Raw genomic sequence first — 3584 nt, forward strand, 5'->3', positions numbered from 1 at the left:
AAAAAGAAAGCTAACCAATCAAAAGACTGATGAGCATACATCAAACAAACATAAGTTGTAACCGTTAGCTGGTTATTTCCTAAGTGCAAAATATAAAATTTAACTAACTTTTATCCTAAAGTTAGCACTACGTCAAAAAAATTCATTTATTAATTGATTTTTAAAAATAAATATTTAACAGCAATCGTTTTCGTGATATTGTTAGAATGTTAATGACGAAAGCGTCATCAAAATTAACTTATAAATCAATAAATAATATCAATAAAAAATAATATGTATTATTAAAACTATCACATAAGATTTTATGTCAGCACATTTAATGTACTCTTAAAGTATATAGAACGTTGCTGAGGTATGTTTAACTTTAATGATAATAATTACTAATAACTACAAAACTTTTAATTTTTGATATATAATTGTTATTAGCAATAATTCTTAATAAGAGGTTGTATGCTTCAGAGAAGAAATTCAAAACAGCGAAATGTGTTGCGTGAATACCTTCGTGGTAGAACAGACCATCCCACAGCTGAAACCTTATATAAAGAAATTCAGGTTCAGTACCCAAGAATGTCTTTAGGTACTGTATATAGAAACCTAATGTTGCTATCAGATAGCGGTGAGATCCAGGCTCTAGATGTCGGTGATGGAAAAACACATTTCGATCCAAATCCAGAACCTCATGCTCACTTTTACTGCACAAAGTGTAAACAGGTTTCTGACATATTTTTCAATGAGTATGGTTACATAATTAACATAATCAAGAAAAATACTAAAGGTTCTGTCACATCCTGCAGTATTAGCGTTGAAGGTATCTGCCCTATCTGCAAAAATGAAGACGAATAAATTAATTCAATATGCTTTTTATAGGGAGTTATATTATGGCATTTGTTTGTAAAGTTTGCGGATATGTTTATGAAGGACCAGAGGCACCTGAAGAGTGTCCTCTTTGTCACAAGAAAGGTGTTTTTATAGAACAGGGATGTACTGCTATGAAGAAAAACAAATATGAAGGAACAAAGACTGAAAAGAATCTGCAGACAGCATTTGCTGGCGAATCTCAGGCAAGAAACAAGTATACATACTTTGCATCAGTAGCCAAAAAAGCAGGCTATGAGCAGATCGCTGCAATCTTCTTAAAGACTGCTGACAACGAAAAAGAACACGCTAAGATGTGGTTCAAGGAATTAAACGGTATCGGTACAACTGAAGAAAACCTAAAAGCAGCTGCTGAGGGCGAAAACTATGAGTGGACCGATATGTACGACCAGATGGCAAAGGATGCTGATGCAGAAGGCTTTACTGAGCTTGCAGAAAAGTTCAGAGGCGTTGCAGCTATCGAAAAAACACATGAAACAAGATATCGTACTCTACTTTCAAATATCGAAAACAAGAAGGTATTTGAAAAAGCAGGTATCACTACATGGGAGTGCAGAAACTGCGGTCATCTTGTAATCGGTACTACTGCTCCTGATAAGTGCCCTGTATGTAACCATCCACAGAGCTACTTTGAGGTTCGTGCAGAAAACTACTAATTTAATTTAAGTTTTACAAGGGCTGCAGTGCAGCCCTTTATTGTCTCTCAATATATTGACATTCATCTATATATTCTTGTATTCTATATATTGATAATCATCAATATGAGAATGTTATGGATATAAAAACAGCCAGTGCTATTTGTAAAGCGCTTTCAGATCAGAACCGACTTAAGATTATTGAATTACTATCAGATGGAGAAAAGTGTGCCTGCAGACTCCTAGAGGAATTAAATATTACTCAGCCAACTCTGTCGCATCATATGAAACTTTTAACCGATCTTGAACTTGTAAACTACAGAAAATCAGGAAAGTGGCAGCATTATTCAATAAATACTGCGGTATTTGACAAGTTCAATGATTTTATTTGCAAACTGTATAAAGAGATCTGATATGACTGAATTTTTTAATTCATTTGAATCGGTATTTTTGAAGCTCGAATGGCTCAATGGCTTTATAGAATATCTGCTATGTTTATTAAATATTGATACAAAGTCAGCATTTGGAAGTGCACTAAATTTCTTTTTTTACGATGTTATTAAAATCTCAATTTTTCTTCTTGTGCTGATTTTTACGATTTCATATATACAAAGCTATTTTCCTCCTCATAAAACAAAAGATATCATTTCAAAATTCAAAGGTATTAAGGCAAATATTCTAGCAGCACTTTTAGGAACAGTAACTCCATTTTGCTCATGCTCATCAATTCCTCTTTTTATATGATTTACAGCTGCAGGTGTAAGGACAGGGGTAACCTTTTCTTTTTTGATATCATCTCCAATGGTAGATTTAGGCAGTCTTGTGATCCTGTCATCTGTGTTCGGCTTTAAGATTGCTGCTATTTATGTAGTATTTGGTATCGTAATTGCTGTACTTGGCGGCATGTTCATACAAAGAATGAATATGGATAGATATATTGAGAATTTTATTAAAAATGCAGCTTTTAATAGTTCTGAATTTGCAAAACCAACTCAGATTGATAGGCTTGTATATTCAAAGAATCAGATGTTATCAACATACAAAAAAACAATTGTATATATTATGGCTGGTGTTGCTATAGGAGCCTTTATTCACAACTGTATTCCAGAGAATTTTGTATCTGATATTCTTGGAGACTCAAATCCATTCTCTGTAATTCTCTCTACAATTGTTGGTATTCCGATGTATGCAGATATTTTCGGAACCATACCTATTGCTGAGGCTTTACTTACAAAAGGAGCATCTTTAGGTACAGTCCTAAGCTTTATGATGGCCGTGACAACATTGAGTCTACCTTCAATGCTTATGCTGAAAAAAGCTATAAAAATGCCTCTTCTTGCTATGTTTGTAGCAATCTGCACAATCGGAATCATTATTAGTGGATATTTGTTCAACGCAATTGAACTATACATTCAATAGGAGTCAATATGAAATTCTTTAACTTTAGAAAAAAAGACACAAATGATGGCAACTGCTGTTCATGTAGTTCTGAAAATAAATCAAGTAATGATGAAAGCTGTGATCTGCTTGTTTTAGGTGGAGGTTGCCAAAAATGCAATAACCTTGAAAATAATCTTATTGAAGCTCTAAAAGAAATGGATCTTAATCTGTCTGTGGGCCATGTTACTGATTTTGAAAAAATCGCTGCATATGGAGTAATGCAAACACCGGCTCTAGTTTATAAAGGCAAAGTGCTCTTAACTGGTACTCAAACAGACAAAAACTCTCTTATAAATCTTTTGAAAAAAGAAATATTCTAATCAAAAAGCGGCAATGCCGCTTTTTTTAATCAATTCAATATCTAAGAAATGTCAAAGCTAAATAACTTAACATAAATTTAACAATTTTTTTTTAACTTTTTTACAAGTCTGCACTCTAAAGATCAAATTACATTTTTTGAGAAAAATATTATGTTAAACAAAGGATTATTTCCAGTTGCAGTTTCTTTTATTATTGCAATTATAATTTTCAATCTATCAAGATTAGGTCTTTGCTTATGGCATTTTGATGAAACAAAAGCAAATATTTTATCAATTTTCTTTTATGGCATTAGATACGATCTTTCTATACTCT

The 3584-nt window shown here is 32.7% G+C and carries 4 protein-coding genes and 1 pseudogene; all 5 read left to right on the forward strand.

All coding sequences use genetic code 11. The features are described from left to right. Positions 1–450: 450 nt before the first annotated feature. The 5 genes and pseudogenes from ACJML3_RS01405 to ACJML3_RS01425 all read left to right on the forward strand — a co-directional run bounded on the left by ACJML3_RS01405 (position 451) and on the right by ACJML3_RS01425 (position 3271). Positions 451–843 (forward strand): transcriptional repressor, encoded by a 393-nt coding sequence (locus ACJML3_RS01405; protein WP_406019977.1) that lies wholly within the window; start codon positions 451–453, stop codon positions 841–843. A gap of 35 nt (positions 844–878) precedes the next feature. Beyond that, complete coding sequence (gene rbr / locus ACJML3_RS01410; protein ID WP_272491291.1) at positions 879–1532, forward strand: rubrerythrin; 654 nt, start codon at positions 879–881, stop codon at positions 1530–1532. A 116-nt stretch (positions 1533–1648) separates the two neighbouring features. Next, entirely contained in the window at positions 1649–1924 is a 276-nt protein-coding gene (locus ACJML3_RS01415; protein ID WP_219937824.1) for a helix-turn-helix transcriptional regulator, read from the forward strand. A 1-nt stretch (position 1925) separates the two neighbouring features. After that, positions 1926–2930, forward strand: a pseudogene (locus ACJML3_RS01420) (permease). Between the two features lie 8 nt (positions 2931–2938). Beyond that, positions 2939–3271 (forward strand): thioredoxin family protein, encoded by a 333-nt coding sequence (locus ACJML3_RS01425; RefSeq protein ID WP_406019980.1) that lies wholly within the window; start codon positions 2939–2941, stop codon positions 3269–3271. Positions 3272–3584: the final 313 nt, after the last annotated feature.

The sequence above is a fragment of the Succinivibrio sp. genome (genome assembly GCF_045124615.1).
Lineage (GTDB): Bacteria > Pseudomonadota > Gammaproteobacteria > Enterobacterales > Succinivibrionaceae > Succinivibrio > Succinivibrio faecicola.